General features: G+C 61.5%; 14 protein-coding genes and 1 tRNA gene. 7 read left to right on the top strand and 8 right to left on the bottom strand.

The window, feature by feature from the left end:
* The first annotated feature begins 32 nt into the window (after positions 1 to 32).
* From ACXYMS_RS10955 to ACXYMS_RS10945, 3 genes are read left to right on the top strand one after another with little or no spacing between them, the layout of a single operon-like run.
* Positions 33 to 1,547 (top strand): undecaprenyl-phosphate glucose phosphotransferase, encoded by a 1,515-nt coding sequence (locus ACXYMS_RS10955; protein WP_458906253.1) that lies wholly within the window; start codon positions 33 to 35, stop codon positions 1,545 to 1,547.
* 4 nt (positions 1,548 to 1,551) lie between these two features.
* Positions 1,552 to 3,009 (top strand): hypothetical protein, encoded by a 1,458-nt coding sequence (locus ACXYMS_RS10950; protein ID WP_458906251.1) that lies wholly within the window; start codon positions 1,552 to 1,554, stop codon positions 3,007 to 3,009.
* Entirely contained in the window at positions 3,006 to 4,343 is a 1,338-nt protein-coding gene (locus ACXYMS_RS10945) for an O-antigen ligase family protein (protein WP_458906249.1), read from the top strand. Before ACXYMS_RS10950 ends, ACXYMS_RS10945 begins: the two co-directional genes overlap by 4 nt.
* On the opposite strand, the gene ACXYMS_RS10940 is transcribed toward ACXYMS_RS10945, so the two are convergent.
* The 5 genes from ACXYMS_RS10940 to ACXYMS_RS10920 all read right to left on the bottom strand — a co-directional run bounded on the left by ACXYMS_RS10940 (position 4,316) and on the right by ACXYMS_RS10920 (position 9,889).
* Positions 4,316 to 5,290, bottom strand: coding sequence for a phosphotransferase enzyme family protein (locus tag ACXYMS_RS10940; protein WP_458906247.1), 975 nt, complete (start codon positions 5,288 to 5,290; stop codon positions 4,316 to 4,318). The two genes, ACXYMS_RS10945 and ACXYMS_RS10940, sit on opposite strands and share 28 nt — an antisense overlap.
* Before the next feature lie 59 nt (positions 5,291 to 5,349).
* Positions 5,350 to 5,426 (bottom strand) — tRNA-Pro (locus tag ACXYMS_RS10935).
* Between the two features lie 283 nt (positions 5,427 to 5,709).
* On the bottom strand, positions 5,710 to 8,253 hold the full coding sequence (locus ACXYMS_RS10930; RefSeq protein WP_458906245.1) for a sensor domain-containing protein: 2,544 nt from the start codon (positions 8,251 to 8,253) through the stop codon (positions 5,710 to 5,712).
* Complete coding sequence (locus ACXYMS_RS10925; protein ID WP_458906244.1) at positions 8,250 to 8,879, bottom strand: hypothetical protein; 630 nt, start codon at positions 8,877 to 8,879, stop codon at positions 8,250 to 8,252. Before ACXYMS_RS10925 ends, ACXYMS_RS10930 begins: the two co-directional genes overlap by 4 nt.
* Positions 8,873 to 9,889 (bottom strand): GGDEF domain-containing protein, encoded by a 1,017-nt coding sequence (locus ACXYMS_RS10920; RefSeq protein WP_458906242.1) that lies wholly within the window; start codon positions 9,887 to 9,889, stop codon positions 8,873 to 8,875. Before ACXYMS_RS10920 ends, ACXYMS_RS10925 begins: the two co-directional genes overlap by 7 nt.
* A 203-nt stretch (positions 9,890 to 10,092) precedes the next feature.
* Here ACXYMS_RS10920 and ACXYMS_RS10915 point away from each other — a divergent pair, with 203 nt between their 5' ends.
* The 3 genes from ACXYMS_RS10915 to ACXYMS_RS10905 all read left to right on the top strand — a co-directional run bounded on the left by ACXYMS_RS10915 (position 10,093) and on the right by ACXYMS_RS10905 (position 10,808).
* A complete protein-coding gene (locus ACXYMS_RS10915; RefSeq protein WP_458906240.1) occupies positions 10,093 to 10,404 on the top strand; it encodes a hypothetical protein in 312 nt (103 codons plus the stop codon).
* Positions 10,377 to 10,538, top strand: coding sequence for a hypothetical protein (locus ACXYMS_RS10910; protein ID WP_458906238.1), 162 nt, complete (start codon positions 10,377 to 10,379; stop codon positions 10,536 to 10,538). Before ACXYMS_RS10915 ends, ACXYMS_RS10910 begins: the two co-directional genes overlap by 28 nt.
* 144 nt (positions 10,539 to 10,682) lie before the next feature.
* A complete protein-coding gene (locus ACXYMS_RS10905; RefSeq protein ID WP_458906237.1) occupies positions 10,683 to 10,808 on the top strand; it encodes a hypothetical protein in 126 nt (41 codons plus the stop codon).
* Here ACXYMS_RS10905 and ACXYMS_RS10900 read toward each other — a convergent pair.
* Together ACXYMS_RS10900 and ACXYMS_RS10895 are read right to left on the bottom strand one after the other, a co-directional pair.
* Positions 10,805 to 12,892, bottom strand: a complete 2,088-nt coding sequence (locus ACXYMS_RS10900) for a CHASE2 domain-containing protein (RefSeq protein ID WP_458906235.1) — start codon at positions 12,890 to 12,892, stop codon at positions 10,805 to 10,807. The two genes, ACXYMS_RS10905 and ACXYMS_RS10900, sit on opposite strands and share 4 nt — an antisense overlap.
* Before the next feature lie 26 nt (positions 12,893 to 12,918).
* Positions 12,919 to 13,833 (bottom strand): helix-turn-helix domain-containing protein, encoded by a 915-nt coding sequence (locus ACXYMS_RS10895; protein WP_458906234.1) that lies wholly within the window; start codon positions 13,831 to 13,833, stop codon positions 12,919 to 12,921.
* A gap of 220 nt (positions 13,834 to 14,053) precedes the next feature.
* Between ACXYMS_RS10895 and ACXYMS_RS10890 the strand changes: the two genes are divergently transcribed.
* On the top strand, positions 14,054 to 16,060 hold the full coding sequence (locus ACXYMS_RS10890; RefSeq protein ID WP_458906232.1) for an aldo/keto reductase: 2,007 nt from the start codon (positions 14,054 to 14,056) through the stop codon (positions 16,058 to 16,060).
* A 48-nt stretch (positions 16,061 to 16,108) separates the two neighbouring features.
* Here ACXYMS_RS10890 and ACXYMS_RS10885 read toward each other — a convergent pair whose 3' ends face one another.
* Positions 16,109 to 17,527 carry an MFS transporter gene (locus ACXYMS_RS10885; RefSeq protein ID WP_458906230.1) on the bottom strand — a complete coding sequence of 473 codons (1,419 nt, stop codon included), beginning with the start codon at positions 17,525 to 17,527 and terminating at the stop codon, positions 16,109 to 16,111.
* Positions 17,528 to 17,609 lie beyond the last annotated feature (82 nt).

Raw genomic sequence — 17,609 nt, 5'->3', positions numbered from 1 at the left:
GGCGCGCAAAACAAAAAGCGCCGGTAACCTCCATGTATCGCGTCGACCCCAAAAAGGCCATTGAGGATCATGCGTCCAGACCGGATGTATCGGACCTCATCCGCCTGTCCGCCAAGGCCGAAGAGATCATCGCCGCGCCTGTGGACAGGACGTTGTCTGGTGCGGTGATCGTGGGCGTTGCCCAGATCGTGGAAGCTTTGCTGCTGGCATTGCTGGGCTATGCGATCCATGTGGCCTATATCGAACCGCCACAGGACGGATTTTATATTCCAGTGATCCTGGCGAGCGCGCTGGTGGCCAATATTGCCTTCAACGCGGCCCGGTCACATCGCATCATTGTCTATCGCTCGCATGTTTCGCAGATCGGGCGGGTCCTGGGGGCCTGGGCCGGCGTGATGATGCTACTGATGGTGGGCATCTTCTTCTTCAAGGCGGGGGACCTCGTGTCCCGCGTCTGGCTACTGGCCTGGTTCGTCGCCGGCGCGGCGCTGCTGGTGGCCTATCGCTTGCTGTTACGTGTGCTGGTGCTGCGCTGGACTGGCGAAGGCCGATTGAAGCGGCGGACAGTCATCGTTGGCGGCGGCGCCGATGCGGCGCTGTTGATCGAACAGATACAGGCCGGCTCGGACAAGGATATCAACCTCCTGGGCCTGTTCGACGACCGCGAGGGCGAGCGGTCGCCTGACATGGTCTCGGGCTGCCACAAGCTGGGCAAGGTGGCCGAACTGATCGAATTTGCGCGGCGTACACCGATCGACCTGGTCATCGTCTCCATGCCGCTTTCAGCAGAGAAGCGCGTCTTGGACATGCTGACCCAGCTCTGGGTGCTGCCCGTCGACATTCGCCTTTCCGCACATATGAGCAAGCTGCGTTTCACCGAGAAGGCCTATTCCTATGTGGGCGATCTGCCGGTACTCGACATGGCCGACCGTCCGATCTCGGACTGGAACCTGATCTTCAAATGGGTATTCGACAAGGTCGTGGCCCTGATGGCGCTGATCCTGCTTTCGCCCGTCATGCTGGTCACTGCCATCGCCATCAAGCTCGAAACGCGGGGGCCTGTGTTCTTTGTCCAAAGCCGGCACGGCTTTAACAATGAGCATATCCGCATCTACAAGTTCCGCTCGATGTATGCCGACAAACTCGACCATCACGTCGCCAAGCAGGTGACGCGTGACGACTCGCGGGTCACCAAGGTCGGCAGGTTCATCCGCCGCACCTCGATTGACGAATTGCCGCAGTTCATCAATGTCCTCAAGGGCGAACTATCGGTAGTCGGGCCGCGTCCTCACGCACTCGAGGCCAAGGCCGCCAACCAGCTCTATTACGAGGCCGTTGAAGGCTATTTCGCCCGTCATCGCGTCAAACCGGGCATTACCGGATGGGCACAGGTCAATGGCTGGCGGGGCGAGACCGATACGATCGACAAGATCATGCAGCGGGTCAATCACGACCTCTATTATATCGAGCACTGGTCGATCCTGTTCGACATGTACATCCTGCTCATGACGCCGATCCGGCTGTTCACCTCCGAAAACGCATACTGAGCTGATGCCCAGCAGCACCTCCTATCGCTGGACCTGGCTATCCGCGCTGACCATGCTGGCATCGTTCAGTGCCAGTGGAGCCGAGGCCGCACAAGGCGATGTCTGTGTGGATTGCATAAGTGTGCGTGTCGGGCCTCCCGTCGTCGTCCGCGGGCCCTTTCCGGACGAAATCGACGCCGCTTTTGCGGCAATCAGGCTACCCGACGGCACATTTCGCGGCTTCAGCGCCAATGGCGTCACCTATGCCGTGGACGGTCCCAGCCTTTTCGACCTCGATGGCGAGCGGCGTCCGGTGTTGTTTCCGGGGAAACCCGGCAGCATCAATGATTGCGGGAGTTGGCTCACGTCAGTGAACAGACAGGATGACGAAATTGTCGGCTTCGTGCATCAGGAGCAGGCCTGCGACTATGACCAGGGCCAAACTGGCAAGTCGATGGCCATCGCCACGTCGAGCGATGATGGGCTTACCTGGACCGATCCGGAGACGGTCATTACGGGCACCGACACGCTGACGCCGGGCACGGTAACGGGCGAAGGCGACTGCTCTCTCGTCGATAGCCGCGATGGGTTCTTCTACGCCTATTGCCTACGCAATTCGGACTGGCAAACCATTGTCGCAAGGACGCCGGTCAACGATCTCACAGCTTGGCGGAAATATTTCGAGGGCGACTGGCGCGAGCCAGGCCTTGGGGGACGGGCCACCGATATCGGTTTTGTCGGCACCGGCGCAGCTTACCTGATCGATCACGGTTGGGTGGCGGCCGTGGCTACCGACCCCTGGTTCGGAGGTCTTCGGCTGTCGCTTTCTGCCGACAAGCTCAATTTCCTCGACTTGCCGGAGCCGCTTGTGCCGATTGAAGGATCAGAGTGGGAGCGTCCGGCGGACACCGACCTTTCCGCTTATGTGACTATCCTCAACCCGCAGGCAGGCGGCAACGTCGTCGGCGACCGGTTCATCCTGAGCTACATGTATGTGCCTGCCGGCCAAGGCTTTGAAAGCCGGTATCTGGTCCACCGCGAGGTGTCGCTGACTGTGGGCGATACGTCGTCGACCGCGCAGGTCGGCATAGCCCTCACCCGCTGGGTGGACCCGGCAAGAAAAACCTATGTCTCCTCGACCAACCCCCTCACCGGCGACCTCTCAGGCTACCAGCAAGATGGTGTTGTCGCGCATATGCTGACCCGGGCGCCCGAAGACGTCGCAAGCATCAAGTTCACGGAATGCTCCAGTCACTGGCCGGGACATCTCGACCAGATTATCGCCGACGAGGGTAGCTGCGTGGCCGAGGGGTACACACGAGAGCGCGTTGCCGGCTGGCTCTATGCTGCCGAACAGGCAGGGACGGTGCCGGTCTATCGTTGCGTTTCGAACATGCCCCCCACCCATTTCGCGTCCGGCGATCCTGACTGCGAGGGCCTGGGCAGGCCCGAATTTGTCCTTGGCTATGGTCTGGCCCCATGAGCACCACCGACGCGCCGGGCACGATTCCGAATGGAGGCTTTAGTCTGTCGGGCCTGAGGTTCGCCGTGTTGACCACGCGCAACTTCGTTTTTCTCGTCGCCATTCTGGCGATGAACTTCACGCTGTTGCGTCCCTCACCGGTCGACCTGCTGCTTCTGGCTGCCTTTCTGATCTCGGTGTTTCACCTTATGCTGTTCCACAAGCGCGAGGTGACGCGGCGGGTGCTTCACTTCACGCTGCTGATCGTGGCCTGGGTGTTTTTTGCCGCATTGGCCTCGTTCTGGAACATGGGCCATCCGGAGGTCGTCTTCGAGCTCGTGTCCAAGCTTTTCGCGATCACCATCGGCATGACTGCCGGCTTCGTGTCGATGACCTGGAGCCGGCGCAATTTCGAGACCTTCTTCAAGGTCTATATTGTTTCCTGTGTGATCTGCGCGGCGCTCGGCACGGTGGGCTTTCTGACCCAGAACCAGCTTCTGACCTGGGATGGCCGCGCCAAGGGCCTGATCGACGACCCCAACATGTACGGCACATTCCTGATTCCGGCGGTGCTGTTCTGTGCGTATTTCATGCCCCGTCCCGGCATTGGCAAACTCTACTATCTGAGCTCGATGGCCTTCATCCTTCTCGGGATTTTCTTCTCGCTTTCGCGTATCGCACTGGTGGCTGCGCTGGTGTGCGTTTTGGCCTATATCTTCTTCCAGAACCGCAGGAACCCGCGCCGACTAATGCTGCTCGTACTCGGGATGGTGATGTCGGCCACCCTACTCCTGGGCATAGCCAGCGTCGTTTCGCCCGAATTCAGCGAGCGCTTCCTGGAGCGCCTCACTCTGGCCCAACCCTACGACCTGGGCGAGCAGGGGCGCTATGCCCGCTACATGCTGGTGCTGCCCATGATCATCCAGGACCCGATCGGCGTCGGTGTCCTTGCGCTGGAGCAGCTCTTCCCTGAACCGATCCACAATGTTTGGCTCAGTTCGTTCGTCAATTACGGCTGGGGCGGTGGGATTGCCTGGGTCATCCTGGCCGTTGGGAGCGTGGTGGTCGCCATCCTCAACCACAGGCAGACGAGGAGCGATATTCCGCTGGTTATCCTGGCCTCGCTGATCGCGGTGGTCATGGGGGCGACCCTGCACGAGGGCGAGCACTGGCGGCAGATGTGGCTGATGTACGGCATGACCTGGGGTTTCAATGCCTTCGCCTTCAACGGCGGCAAGTGGGGATCATTTGCACCGCAACGAGTCGCTCCACCTCCAGGTCACATCGCACGGCAAGTGGCGCAACGGCCCGTGACGAAGCTGCGGGTTCACGACCAGATGGGACCGGCGAGGTAGCGCTCGGCGAGGTCGGCCGTACCCGCTGCGAACCCCTTCATATGGGTCTGGGCCAGGTTGGTCTCGGCATGCGAACCAATCCAGGCCAGGAGCGCCATGCGGCGCAGCATGACCATGGAGTCGAGCGCGGCGATGTCCTCATCCCAGAGCGGACGGACGACCTGATAAGCCTCTAGCCAGGAGGCCTTGAGCGCCGGAACGGCCTTGTGTGTCTCGTGGAACGAGATGGCAGCCGCGAAATCGTAGCCAAACCAACACAGGCCGCAATCATCGAAATCGATCAGGCAGACCTGGTCGTCATTCACCAGTAGGTTTCCCAATCGCATATCAGCATGGATCAGGCCATATCGGTCCGGCGCCGTTCCATAGGCTTCCAGGCGCAGCCGCAGTTCACGTTCAGCGCGATCGAGCACCGGGCGAATGGCATCGGTCACGCCGGGCGCGGCGCGCCAGTCTCCCCACAGACCGTCGGCATCCAGGATGCTGTTCGCATTCCAGGCCTGCCGGTCGAAGCCTGGGGGGCGATTCCACGAAATGGCATGCCGATGCAGGCCGGCGGCATAGCCACCCAGCACGGCGAAGAGGTCGACGAGGTTGCTGTCCGGGCTAGGTTCATGACCAGCGATGAAATGGAACAGCACAGCCTGGCGAACTTCGCCAGAGGCCGTGCGGAAATGCTGCAACAGCTTGCCATTGCGGCCCGCTACGGGTTCGGGAATCGACAGGTCGGTCTGGCGGTGCAGTGCTTCGAGCCAGGCCAGTTCGCTCTCGATATTGGCCACGGTCTGATAATCACGCCGATGCACGCGCATGGTGAAAGCTTCGCCGCCCGGTACGGACAGGAGGAAGGTTTGGTTCTCGGAGTGGTTGATGAGCTGGGGCGTGGCGCCTACCAGGTCGGACCAAAGCGGAATGGCGTTTTCCAGGTCGCGCACTTGCAGCGGCATGGTTGGCTCCGGCTTGGCAAGGGACCGCCAGTGGTCCGCAGATGGGCCTTAAGGTAGAATGGTCGGAGCGGCCGGATTTGAACCGACGACCCTTTGTCCCCCAGACAAATGCGCTACCAGGCTGCGCTACGCCCCGACTGCGCGGAGACATAGAGAAACAGGGCATTTGGTGCAACCCCGATTTTGCAGGAGCAAGTGATTTCTTAGGTGATGGGGATCCAGGCAGGACCAAGAGTCCCTCGATAGTCCTATGGAAATTTCAGTCATGATCACGGACTTAGCCAGCCAGCTTTCTAGGACACGGCACCGCATTTGGGATTACATGCTGGCTTAGAGGCAGCTGCCTTAACCCTAGGACCTGCAGCGCCTAAGCGCCTGTTGTAATCTTCCAGTTCAGCTGTTTCCAAGGGGCTTTTCTGTCAGCTGGCGCTTTTGATCCCCTCCCTCTCGCGCAGCCAGACTTCGAGCGCCTCCGCTGACATCGGTCTGGCGAACGCGTAACCCTGGAGATAGTCGCACCCCAGTCGGCGCAGCAGGTCCGCGTGTGCCTTAGTCTCGACGCCTTCGGCCACAACCTTAAGACCAAGGGTCTTGCCCATGCCAATGATCGATTTGATCACGGCGCGTTTTTCCTGGCTTTCGATGATCGGCTGCACCAGTTGGCGGTCGATTTTGAAGCGGCGCGGATTGAGGCGGAATAAGCTCAGAAAGGAGGTATGACCGGTTCCGAAATCATCGATATCGATTCCGATTCCCATCTTGCGAATGCCCTCGATATTGGCGCTGAAGTCGTCCTTGTCATCATCCAGGAAGATGGATTCGAGAAGCTCGAAGCTCAGCGTTCCTGGCTCGAAGTCGAGCTCCCTGAGCGCGCATATCAGGTGCTCATCGGCAAGTCGGTTGAGTGAAACATTGACGGATACCGAAGGGATGACGACCCCCTTTTCGCGCCAGTCTTTCATGTCGGTCACCGCCTGCTCGAGGATCATCGCGTCGATCACGCTGAGAACCTGATTTTCTTCAGCTGCTTTCATGAACCGCGCCGGCGCAAGAGTGCCCTGCACCGGGTGGCGCCAGCGGGCCAGAGCCTCCAAGCTGACCACCTCATGCGTCCGGGCGTCAACGATTGGTTGGTAGAAGGGCACAAACTGACGATGCTCGATGGCGTCTTTCACCTCTTCAACCGTGCGCCTTGCAACCTCGATTTCGGTGCGCAGGGCTGCGGTGAAGAACTCGAATCGTCCGCCTCCAGAAGCCTTGGCGCGATAGAGAGCGGCATCGGCATCCCCGAGCAGCCTATCCAGTTTCAGCTCACCCCAGTTTTGGCAGGCAATGCCGATACTGGCGCCGAGTCTGAGGGGCTTTCCCATGAAGCTGAACGGTTGGGAGAGCGCATCGAGGATGTCTTGAGCGAGCTGCTGCAGGGCGGCGGTGCTGCACAGCCCGGGACAGACAATGACGAATTCGTCTCCGCCGCTGCGCGCAACGAACTGAGCCGAGTTAATTTGGCTGGAAACGATCCCCGCGGCATGCCGCAGGACCGCATCTCCCGCCAGGTGGCCTGCGCTATCATTGATTTCCTTGAAGTTGTCCAGATCGAGGTGGAGGATAGACGTCTGGAACTGGTTATCTCTTTCGATACTCCGCAGAATCGTTTCCAGAAAGCGGCGGTTCGGGAGCTCGGTCAGCGGGTCGGTCAGGGCCTGCTTTTCGATCTGGTCCTTGGCCATCTGCAGCTCTGCATTGCGTGCTTCCGCAAGCTGGTTTGCGGCAATCAGATCTTCTTGCATCCGGACGTCATCTGTGATGTCCCAACTGGTGCCGATGATTTTGGGGATCCCTTCCTCATCCTCGCTATAAGTGACGTGGGAGGTAAGTGTCCGGACCTCTCCATCGAAACGGACAATCCGAAAACACGAGGAGTGCTCTCCCCGCAGTCGCAACAGCTCTGCGTTCGCTGCGAGTACTCTTTCGGCATCGTCGGGATGGAGCGCGCGCTCGAAGTCCTGGTTCGTCAACGGCCGCGAGGGGCCAAAGCCATAAATTTCGCGCAGCCGCAGATCGAATTCGAGGCTGCTGGTAGTCGCGTCATATTCGAAGACGCCAATCCGGGAGATGCTGAGTGCCAGCTCCAGTCTCTTCGCCAGGGACTGGCTCAGGGCCTCGGTGCGTTTGAGCTCGGTAACATCGGTGTCAGTGCCAATAAATTTGATTGGCCGGCCATTGGTGTCGAAATCCACCGGCGCGCCCCGGCTCTGGATCCAGATGTAGTGCCCATTGCGGTGGCGCTCGCGATATTCGAAGACACTTCGAGGGAGTTGATCAGCCTTGAGGATGTGAAGCTGCACGCGCGCTCGATCAAGCGGGTGCACGCGTTCGAGCCACTTCTCCCGCGAGCCTTCGACATGCTCGTCGGGCCCATAACCGCGCAGTCGCTTCCAGGTTGGCGAATAAAAGACCATTCCACTTTGGAGGTCGGACTCCCATACCCCCTGCCCCGCGCTTTCGAGGGCAAAGTTCCAGCGTTTCTCGGCATCCGCGAGTTCAATGGCTGCCGTCTTCTGCTCATCGATATCGGTAGCCTGGAGCCAGAGATATTTGGGTTGTCCGGAACAGTCGTTCAGCAGCGAGAGCGAGATCGCCGCCCAAAAGAGCCGGCCACTAGCGTCGACCAGGCGATGCTCGGATCGGTATGAGGGACGCCGCCCCTCCAGCAATCCTTCGGCAAGCCACCGGGCTTCGTCCAGATCAGGAGGATAGACAACTCCTTCAAGGCTCAGCCCCAGACAGCCCTGGTGGCCGAACCCGAGCAGCTCGTCGCCAGGCCGGTTGGCATAGAGCACGACACCTTGCAGATCGAGAATGTAACTGGGCAGGGGCGCCTGCTCGAGCAAACGGGCAAGCGTGTCGACGTCCTGGTCGAGCTTGAGGCGGTTGGCCTCGATGATCGTGGCCCGTGTCATGGTACGGCCTTCCTTTCCCAGTGCCCATTCTCTGCATGGCGCCGGTCCTGCGCATTCTTTTCTCGCTTGACCGGCAACTTGATGATGCTGCGCTCGATGCGGATGCCAGTTGACGGGTTGCGAATGAATTCGTGCCGAACATGGGAATGGGGCACCGCAGAGCGCTCGATGCCCGTGGGGGGACCAAGTTCCATCCGGCGCCGATCGGGTCCGAAATAGTCCTTGGTTTCGAAATAGACCTGTAGCCAGCTCAACTGGTTACAGAGCCGGGACTTGATCATGGTCAGCTTGTCGGGCAGCGTAATGACGTCGTCAAAGCCCATCCGGATAAAGCCGAGATAGGTCTCGAAACCGATGTCATGTGCAAACAGAATCACCGGCGCAAAACGCACGTTGATGTCGTCCCGTGCCCGCACGGCACGCAAGATAGCGCTGAGCGGCCCTGTGCCTATCCCCTCATGCGCCAGAAAGAAATTGATGCGGTGCGGTTTGTCCGCTGCGTCAAACTGACTCCGGGAGGCTAACGACTCGATCCTCGAAAAACCTGCCATCCGGGCGATGCGATCGAGCTGCTGGGCTTCCGCATCGTTACGCGTGATCAGCTGGGCAGTGCACTTCTCTAGCATGGCACGCCCCCCACCACCCGGTTGCGACCGGCATGTTTAGCCCGGTAAAGATTGCCGTCTGCCCGGGCAAGCAGATCCTCAAAGCTCGCGGTCCCGCTCGACATCGTCCCCACGCCAATCGAGACAGTCATCCGAAAGGTTTTTCCGTCATGAGACACTTCCAGCTGCTCAATCTGCTGGCGCAGCCTCTCGCTTTCGGCCAGGGCGCAGCTCTCCGTCATCCCTGGCATCAGCAGCACAAACTCTTCGCCACCGATGCGGGCAAACATGACCGAGTCCGATTTGCGCATTGTTGGAATGAAGGCGTGGCAGGCATCCGCAAGACGCTTGAGCGCGCGGTCGCCCCCGGAATGACCGAAGGTGTCATTGATGATTTTGAAATGGTCGACATCCAGGGCAGCCAGCGAGAACGGCGATCCGTTGTCGAGATAGGTGCCCGCGTGAAGCGAGCCTTCATAAAAGGCATGCCGCCGGTTATAGGCACCAGTCAGTTCATCCACGATCGTCAGCCGCCGCAGGGACGCCTCGGCGCGCTTCTGATCGGTGATGTCGTGGATGACGACCTGGGCCATGGGGGTGCCTGGCCAGGGAAGCCGTACCATCGTTAATCTGCAGAGGCGCTCGGTCTGTTCCATTTGGAGCAATGCCTCAGCCGAGGTCTTGTGATCATGCCGGTCCAAGGCCTGATTCAATGCGTCGGAAACCGAAGCCAGATCCTCGGGGCCTACAAAGTCAAGCAGGTGCTGGCCGATCAAGGCTCCAGGTTCGCTTTTCAAAAGCTGATTGGCGACGCCGTTGCTGAACAGAACCCCCTGGGCGGAATGGAACAGCAAGGCAAAAGGCAGCACATCGAGGGCAACGCCCATGAGTTCGCGTGCTCCGGACAACGCGGTTTGTGCCAGACGCGCATCGGATGCTCCGCCCTGATCGAGGGTAAAGTCATCCCAGCCGAATGCGTTGTGATCGACTGACGCACCCACCTCGGAAATATCCAACTGCTTGATCTGCAAGACTTCCACGACAAGCTCCTTTGGCCGCAAAATTCCATGCTGGAACTTATCGAGTGCTTAATGGCAGCAGGCTTTTAACAAGCCCTCGATCACGCCCGACGCCATGGTTACTCGAAGACAAACGAAGCAGGCGCCAAATAGAACGGCGGGCGCCTGCCGATGCCGCGCTTCGGTTCTGAGAAGGAGACGGCTTCTGCCCAACCATGGCCGACAAGATCGTGTTGATGCATGCCGGCAATGTTGAGCAGATTGGCGCGCCGCTGGACCTCTATGACCGCCCGGCAAACCAGTTCGTGGCTGGCTTCATCGGTTCGCCGGCCATGAACTTCATCTCTGGCAGCATCACCTCGGCCGGGTTTGAAGCCGATGGCGTGACCCTGCCCTTGCCTGAAGATGTTAGCGGGGGCCGGGCCGCCTATGGCATTCGTCCCGAACACTTCGTGCTGCGGCAGATGGCTTGCCCGCTACCGTCCTTCTCGTTGAGCCGATGGGGTCGGAAATCCAGGTCCACATGAGCCTTGGGGCGTACCAGGCCATCGGGGTCTTCCGTGAGAGAGTGCAGGCAAGGCCCGGAACGACGATCAATCTCCGTCCCGACCTTGCCCACGTCTATCTGTTCGATGCGGCCACCGGGCTGCGGATCAATTGATCTCCATCAATCAGTTCTCGCAGGCTGCGTTCCAAGCCCACTTGTGCTGCGGTGCAGGGCGTACTTCACTAGAGTGGAAACGATCGGGGCCGCTATTGGCGTCGCCCGATGGGCTTTTCGGATGCTGAAGAGGAGAAGCAGCACATGAACCAGGACGAAGATTATGGTCTCGATTTTATCGAGGGCTTTTCGCTGCTGGCCGGCGCGATCTGGATCATCGGTGCCTTGGTCATCGCGGTGATGGTGATGCTCGGCCAGGGACGCGTCTAGGCCAGCGTCCGGGCGACAGGCGCTGGCCTGAAGTCGTCAACGCGTTCGATACAAGCCGAATAGAAAGCGCCTAGACGGCTATCGACCGCCACGGCGGCGCGTCGGCAGGCGTCGAGCGCAAGGGCAGGATCGGTCCCTTTGGACAGGTCGATGAGCAGGCGTTCATGCGCCGCCGCGAGCGCCCCAAAGGCGGCGCCTTGGCGCATGGCCTCGCCACCGACCAAGATATGGATGGGTTCGCGGCCGGACATGCCCTTGAGTTCCACTGCGCCAGCCGGCAGTAGCGCCAGCTCGGGCACAGACGCGGCGGTCTCCGCGGTGACCAGAATGTCGTGGCCGACGGTGCGGCACATGCCCTCAATGCGGCTCGATACGTTGACGGTGTCGCCGATGCAGGAATAATCGAAGCGGCGCTCGAAGCCCATATTGCCCACCAGCGCCGGACCGGTGGCGATGCCGATCCCGATGGCGATGGGCTCGCGCTCGGAGACATTGAGCTTGTCGAGCGCGTCGCGCATGGCAAGGGCCGCGCGGCAGGCGCGCCCGGCATGCCCGTCGACATCGACCGGGGCATTCCAGAACGCCATCACTGAATCGCCCATGAATTTGTCGATCGTGCCCTGCTCGGCAACAATGGCGGCGCCGAGGACGGCAAAGAGCCGATTGAGCATGGCGACCAGTTCCGCCGGCTCGGTTCGCTTGGTCAGGGCCGAAAAATTGCGCACGTCCGAAAACATCACGGTCAGGTCGCGCACGTCGCCGCCCAAGCGCAGCAGGCGTGCATCGGCCTCGATGCGGCTGAGCAGCGAGGGTTCGACATAATGGGCAAAGGCACGGCGAATGCGGCGCCGGTCGGCATCGGTGACGGCAAAGCGGAAGAAGGCCATGGCGGCGTATAGCAGTAGCGCCCCCAGCAGCGCGAAGCTGGGGTCGATCAGCAGCCGCGGCGCGGAGAAGGCCCACCAGCTCGTGGCCAGCAGCAGGCCCGCGATGGCGAGGGACACGACGAGGCCCAATATCGGGCCGGTGAAGATGACCGCCAGCACGATCAGCAGGCCGGCGGCGGCAAAGACCACCATTTCCAGGCCGCCAACCCAGTCGGCTCGGACCAGGAAAGTGCCGGTCAGCATCTGCTCGAGTGCCTGGGCGTGGATCGAAACGCCTGGGACGGCGACACCCAGCGTACTATTCCTAATATCGAGCAACCCGCTGGCCGAGGCCCCCACCAGCACTATCTGCCCAGCAAGTAGCGGGGCGAAGTCCTGGTAGCCGTCCGCGAGCATATCCCGGGCCGAAATGTAGAGGTCGGGCGGCAGGTGCCGGTAGTAGAGCCAGATATCGCCGCTCGGCCCGGTGGGCACTGTAAATTCGCCGATGCGCAATTGTTCGACCGTCCCGGCTCCGGCGCTGTCCCCGATGGCGACGAGCGTGGAAATGCCCAGCGCCACCCGCAGCGCTTCGGCAGAGAGCGTGGGCAGCACCGAATCGCCGTTGCGCCAGAGGATCGGCAGGCGCCGCGCCACCCCTGCCCCGTCCCTGTCGAGGCTGGCAACGCCAAGCCCCGGCGCCGCATCGGCCAGAAGCGGCAGGGGCTGCGCCGCTCCTCCCAGTTCGGGCAGCATGGCCAGCGGGTTCGACCCGGTCATGGCCAGGCCCGATTTTGACGCCAGGCTGGTCTGTTCGGCCCGCCCGTTCTGGGCCAGGCTCAGGATTGTCGGGCCAGCAGCCAGCGCCGAAGCAAAGACTGCATCATAGTCCTCGCCACTGCCCGCGACCGCTGAAGGCGAAAGGCGGTCCGGCTCGCTGAACAGCAAGTCGAAGGCAATCGCGGCGGCGCCCAGTTCCGTCAGCCGCTCGGCCAGAATTGCCATGGTGGAGCGCGGCCAGGGCCATTGCCCCAGTTCGGCAAGCGAAGCCTCATCAATGTCGATGATCCTGACGGGCAGATCGGGCGGTGCTTCGCGCGGGCGCAATTGCTGGAAGACGTCGAAACTGGTCTCGCGGGCCACCTGCAAGGCATAGGGGTCGGCGGCGCGCAGCAACGTCAGGACGACGATGACAGCCAGGCCGAAGGAGAATGCCATCCAGCCCCGCCTGCCCATGCCCAACCTCAGTTGTAGCGGCCGTCAGCGGCCATTGGCGGCGCAAAAGCGACGGGCGGGCGGCTGCGGACCTCCCGGCGGAAATCGCTGGGGGACATGCCGGAAATCTTGCGAAACGACTTGTTGAAGGCAGAAAGCGAGCCGAAGCCGCTGTCCATCGCCACCGCCAGGACGCTGGCTTCGTCCTTCATCAAAAGCGCCTGCGCATAGGACAGGCGCATGAGAATGATATAGTCGTTGAGCGTCATGCCGGTGCATTTCTTGAACACGGTCATGGCGTATTTGGGATGAATATCCGCCGCCACCGCGATATCGACGCTGTCGATCTCCTCGCGGAAATTATCGGCGATATAGTCGCAGATGCGCACCACGATGGGCGAGGTGTGCTGGTCGAGCCCACCAGCATCGGCAATGGGCCGGGTCTCGGGCAGCAGTCGATAGGGTGAAAACCGCAGCCGTTCGATTCGCAGCAGCAATTCATCCACGGCGAGGCTCGCCCTCATGGGATCGCCCGAGCGGGTATAATCCAACCAGCGCTGAAAATTGACCGGGTCGGCGGCGTCCGTGGCGTCGGAAACCAGGGTTGCACCCTGCATCAGCCGTGCCTGCACGTCGGATGGCAGCCGCAGCCGGAAGAAATGCACCAGTGGCAGGTGACCACCGGCATAGATGAGATCGTCAGAGGAATCGTTGAGCCAATGCGGCTGGCCGCCCCAGAACAGGGCAAAATCTCCGGCGACAAAACGCGCCTCGTGACCGGCCATGCGATAATGCGCCCAGCCGCGGACGATGTAATTGACTTCCACCTGGGCATGCCAATGGGCCGCCCGCATCAGGCGCGGCGTGGTCAGAAACATCTGCAGGGCCGTGGGCAGGCGCTCGACACCATTGGCCCGGGGCTCGTAATAGGGGTGAGAATCCATCTTACTTTCCGCCCGGTCCGCATACCCGAAATCGGGGTATGCCATTGGCGGGCGGGCTAACTTAGAAATCGCGGGCTCCAAGAGCAATGGAAAAGCTCACTTTGCCACCGGCGAAGCGGGCCACACGGACAACGATCCGATAATGAGGAATGAGTCGAGTTCCGGGTCGCGCAAGAATTGCGTGGCGCGTCGGCCCGATGATCCAGTGAGGAAACCAGATATGACTGATACCAAGATTCGCTGGGGCATTATCGGCCCGGGCAGCATTGCCAAGGCCTTCCGCGGCGGCCTCAACGACAGCCAGCATGGCGTGCTGGCGGCGATCGCCACGCGCAACCCTAACAAGCCGGGCCTCAAGGAGACCTTCCCCGAGGCGCGAATCGTTCATGGCTATGAGGCGTTGCTGGCCGACAAGGAGATCGACGCGGTCTATATTGCGGTTCCCCACACCGGCCACGCCGAATGGGCGATCAAGGCCGCCGAGGCCGGCAAGCATGTGCTGGTGGAAAAGCCACTGGCCCTCTCGGCCCACGAGGCGGACGCGGTGTTCCACGCCCATCGCAAGGCCGGCACTTTTGCCGGAGAGGCCTTCATGTATCGCCTGCACCCGCAGGCGAAGAAGATTATCGAACTGATCCAGTCCGGCGCCATTGGTGAGGTGCGGATGATCCAGTCGAGCTTCGGCTTTTCGATGGGAAAGTTCCAGCCGCAGCATCGCCTGTTCGCCTCGGACCTGGCCGGCGGCGGCATCATGGATGTGGGCTGCTATCCGGTATCGATGGCGCGGCTGATTGCTGGCATCGCCAGCGGAAAATCTTACGCGGACCCGGTAAAGGTGTCCGGCGCGGCAAATCTCAATGCAGAAGGGACGGACGACTGGGCGGCAGCGACGCTGACCTTCGAAAACGGCATCGTGGCGCAGGTGAGCTGCGCGGTGATGGCAAATCTCGACAATGTGCTGCGCATTCACGGCTCCGAGGGTCGGATCGAAGTACCCGACTTCTGGTTTGCCGGTGGCAACCGCGACCAGGGCTTGGGCAGGATCGACATCATCAAGGGCGGGAAGACCGAAACGATCAGCGTCAACGAAACCGCCCATGTCTATTCCTTTGAAGCGGAAGCAGCCTCTCTCGCCATCCTTGCGGGCAAGCAGGAATTCGACGCGCCTGGCATGAGCTGGGGCGATACGCTGGGCAATCTGCGGGTCTTGGACAAGTGGCGCGGCGATGCTGGGATAGAATTCTCCATCGAGACGCCTCAGGTGCGGACCCGGACGCTCGACAATCGTCCGCTGGGCGCAAATACCGGCATCATTCCAAAGCGGACCATCCCGGGCCTCTCCAAGCAAGCCTCTGCCGTCGCCTTGGGCTTTGAAGATTTCAAGACGTTCTCCTCGGGCGCCATCCTGCTCGACGCCTTTTGGGAAAAGGGCGGCAATCTCTTCGATACCGCCTTCATCTACGGTGGCGGTTATACCGAAAAGCTCTGGGGCCAATGGCAGAAGAGCCGTGGCGTGCGCGAGCAGGCCGTGGTGATTGGCAAGGGCGCCCACTCGCCACTGGTCTATCCCGACGTGATTGCCAGGCAATTGACCCAGTCCCTTGACCGGTTGCAGACCGATTATGTCGACATCTATTTCATGCACCGCGACAATACCGACGTGCCGGTGGGCGAGTTTGTCGACGCCATGGATGCCGAGGTAAAGGCTGGGCGCATTCGCGGGCCGTTCGGCGGGTCGAACTGGACCAAGGAGCGCATGGACGAGGCCATGGCCTATGCCGAGAAGACCGGCAAGACCAAGCCACAGGCGCTCTCGAACAATTTTGCCCTGGCCGAGATGCTCGATCCGATCTGGGGTGGATGCGTCACTGCGGCCACGCCGGACTTCAAGCAGTGGCTGATAGACCGACAGGTCACCAATTTCTCCTGGTCGAGCCAGGCGCGCGGCTTCTTCACCGACCTTGCTGGCCGGGACAAGCGGGACAATGAGGAATTGGTACGCTGCTGGTACAATGACCAGAATTTCGGCCGCCGCGACCGGGCGATCGAACTGGGCGAACAGCTTGGCCACTCACCTATCCACATCGCGCTAGCCTATGTGCTGGCGCAGCCTTTCCCCAGTGTGCCACTGATTGGGCCGCGTCGCCTGATTGAGCTTGAGGACAGCCTCAAGGCTTTCGAGATCAAGCTGACGCCCGAGCAGGTCACCTGGCTCGAACAGGGCTGATTCGCCGGCCCGGAAAACAAAGGCCCCGGATCGCTCCGGGGCCTTTTTCTATTCGCTGGCAAAAGCCGAGATTGGCGTGGTCTTGGCCAGGTGCACCATGCGCAGGGCGGCCAGGAAGGCGAGCGCAGCAAAGGCCACGGCAACCATGAAGAGCGGGATGATGGCCACGAGGATCGTCGCGCTGTCGCTGGCCTGAGCATAGCCTGCCGCATTGGCCGCTACGCCGGCCAGCGCCGCACCAAGGGCATTGCCGGCGGACTGGGTGGTGGGCAGGAGCGCCGAGGTGCGATCCCGCTCGGCATCGCTGCTGGCCTCCATGATGGTGAGCATGGTGTAGCCGTTGGAAATGCCGAACCCCATGCCAATGGCCAGTTGCGCAACAATCAGGATAATCGGCTGCGTCAGTTCAAGGCCAATCAGCACGCCCACGAGCCCCAGCGCCAGCAGCACCGGGCCGGTGCGGATCAGGATGCGGCGGGTGGAGCGCTGGCGGACATTGGCGACGGTCACAGAGGAAAAGCTCCAGCCAATGGCCATGACGGCCCCGATCACCGCCGCATGCGTGGGGCCGTAGCCCCAGAGCTGTTGCAGCAATAGCACCAGGTAGACGCCGGTGGCGGCGCCGGCGATGGGCATGAGCAGGAACATCCAGAGGCCCGACCCGACCGCCGTGCGCAGCGAGAAGGCGTCGAGCGGCATCAGCCGCTCCTGGCTGCGCCGATCCAGCCAGACGGCGGTGCAGAGCGCAATGGTGGCGCCGACCAGCAGCAGGGCGGCCTGGAGCGGTGGGGCAATGGCGGCCAGCGCCACCAGCATGGTGCCGCCGCCGATTGTCACCAGCCGCAGGCCGGGAAAGCCGCGCGAGGCGACCCGTTCAGGGCCGCGCGGCACAACGAGCGGCACCATGATGCCGAAGATCAGCACCAGCGGAACATTGATCAGGAAGGCGGCGCGCCAGGAGATCAGTTCGGTGAGTGCCCCTGCCCCGGCCGGTCCACCAAAAGCGGCAATGGCCCAGACCATGGCCTGCATGCCGAACACTTTCGGGACGAGACGGCTGGGAAAGAGCTCTGGAATCAGCGCAAAGCAGAGGGCTGCGACGACGCCTTCGCCAAATCCCTGAATGGCCCGGCCCACCAGCACCTGAGGCATATCCCCGGCCAGGGCTGCCACCAGGGTGCCAATCAGAAACACGCCGGAGAGGCCGAGAAGCGACCGGCGCGACCCGAGACGGCGCTTGAGCATCGCCGCGGCCGCCCCGCCGACAATGGCGAAGACGAGGTAGAGCGTGGTCGCCCAGGAAATGACTTCGAGGCCACCCAGTTCCTGAACCGCCGACGGCAGGGCCGTAGAGGAGAGGAATGCGTTGAATGCAAACAGCGACACGCCCAGTGCGAGAATGGTGGTCACAGGCAGATAACGGGGACCGAAAATCTCGGCCCAGCGACCCTCGACAGTGTCGGACATGACAGGGACTCAATTAAACAAGCTATATCTTGATTAATTTAGCCAAGGGCGCCAGGCAAACGAAATCTGCGCAAAAATTGTG

Source organism: Devosia sp. CAU 1758, assembly GCF_054482695.1.
Note: the sequence above shows the minus strand (reverse complement) of the source record. Positions and strands in the feature narration are given on the sequence as shown.